Origin of the sequence: Mesobacillus sp., assembly GCF_049588175.1 — a bacterium.
GTDB lineage: Bacteria > Bacillota > Bacilli > Bacillales > Cytobacillaceae > Mesobacillus.
The window spans coordinates 1-1,640 of sequence record NZ_JBAVFI010000078.1; the positions used below are offsets into that span (position 1 = coordinate 1).

Sequence of the window (1,640 nt, forward strand, 5' to 3'; positions counted from 1 at the left end):
TTACCATTCGGGTTAATAGGTCATTCCAACGGGTCCCGCCGATAATTTTCGGAACCACAACGTACCATGCAGAAACGGCTGTCAGATACCAGATATTAACCGCTGTATGTCCGAATGCCCAGAATAGTGTACGAGCAAGCAACACGTTTATGCCATCCGTCCATCCAAGAGTCCAGGGAATAATCATGAAGAGAACTTCGACCGCAACAAAGGCTGTGGCGCCAACTAAAAGGACAAAAACTCCAGTTGCAAAGAAAGCCAGGATCGGAAGATGTTCCCCTTTGTGTTTCTTTCTCCAATCCGCCACCTGGGTAAATGCCCCAAATGAAAGCATCCAGATGCCTAACACGATAAAGACTAAACCGAAGTAAAACATTGGGTGAGCCGCCATCGGCGGATAGAATGTATACATAACAGAAGCTTCATTCATTAAGACCGGAATGACGACCAGCACAAATCCGAACATTTTCATCCAGAAACCGATCCATGCCATCTTCCTTACTTTAGGCAGCAGCCCACCTAATGTATGAGAAAGTCCGGCATAAAAATAACCAATTGTGAAGAAAGCTGATAATACAACGACTAATAGAATGCCATGAGCTGTTAATACTTGATAATAATTCAGCCATGGCGGCAATTGTAAAACACCAGCACGATTCAATCCTTGTAAAAGTCCAAGAAAACCGCCTAGAAGCAATGCGATGAACGCAACAGATAAATATGATTTCGATATTCTGGCATCTTCTATGCTAATCCCCAATACTTGGTTTCCTTTTTGTTTAAATGATTTCTTTTGTAATGCAGGTTCCACTTTCCTTCCCCCCTTTTATTTAACGATAATTTTTGTACTCATCGCTTGATGCCCGGCACCGCAATACTCATTGCATAGCACTAAATATTCACCAGGCTCATCAAACTTTTGCGAGATTTTTTGAATATGCCCTGGCATAACCATTGCATTCAGGTTCGTATTGGCCACCTGGAATCCATGGACAACGTCCTTTGACGTCAGTGTGAAATGGACAGTCGAACCAGCAGGTACTTCAATTTCCATCGGTGTAAAACTGAATACTTGTAACGTCATGACAACTTCATATTCGTTTTTGCCAACTTGCTTTATTCCAGGCTGATCGAACGGCGCCGTTTGATCGACCTTTTTCGGATCAATTGTTTCTTTATTACTTGGCGGCCCCATTCCCAAAGCGATTGCTTGATATCCGGTAAAAATCATAAATACCATAATCATCCCAAAGCTTAAAAATAACCAGATTTTTTCGTCCAAATGCATCTTCATCTCTCCCCCTCCTAGACCCTCGCCATATATAATCCGAATAGCACAAAGTACGTAGCAAGAATGACTGCTCCCACAATTCCAACTGAAATCCATGTGCCGATCTTCGTTGTTTCATGAGTGGAAACTTTCCCTTTTTTCCCCTGAACGACCTCATCTTTCGCTTTCACTGAAATCCCCCCTTTGTTTTCTTACCTTCATCTTAATTGCGAATGATTATCAATGTAGTGAGGCAAATCACAGTGAAAGCATTTTTTAAAAAAAGTCAAGTAAAAACGCTCAACGCGCCACAAGGAAGCGCGGGGACGTACCCTGTGCTTCTTTCCATGACGAAAAGAAAGCCAAAAAG

General features: G+C 42.4%; 3 protein-coding genes. All 3 read right to left on the reverse strand.

The window, feature by feature from the left end; all coding sequences use genetic code 11:
* Positions 1-811: cbb3-type cytochrome c oxidase subunit I (locus WB217_RS01755; RefSeq protein WP_423990084.1), on the reverse strand; the 811-nt coding region annotated here is incomplete at its 3' end.
* 15 nt (positions 812-826) lie between these two features.
* Positions 827-1,294: a cytochrome c oxidase subunit II gene (locus WB217_RS01760; protein WP_423408899.1), complete on the reverse strand. Its 468-nt coding sequence runs from the start codon at positions 1,292-1,294 to the stop codon at positions 827-829.
* Between the two features lie 11 nt (positions 1,295-1,305).
* On the reverse strand, positions 1,306-1,461 hold the full coding sequence (locus WB217_RS01765) for a cytochrome c oxidase subunit 2A (RefSeq protein WP_423408898.1): 156 nt from the start codon (positions 1,459-1,461) through the stop codon (positions 1,306-1,308).
* Positions 1,462-1,640: the final 179 nt, after the last annotated feature.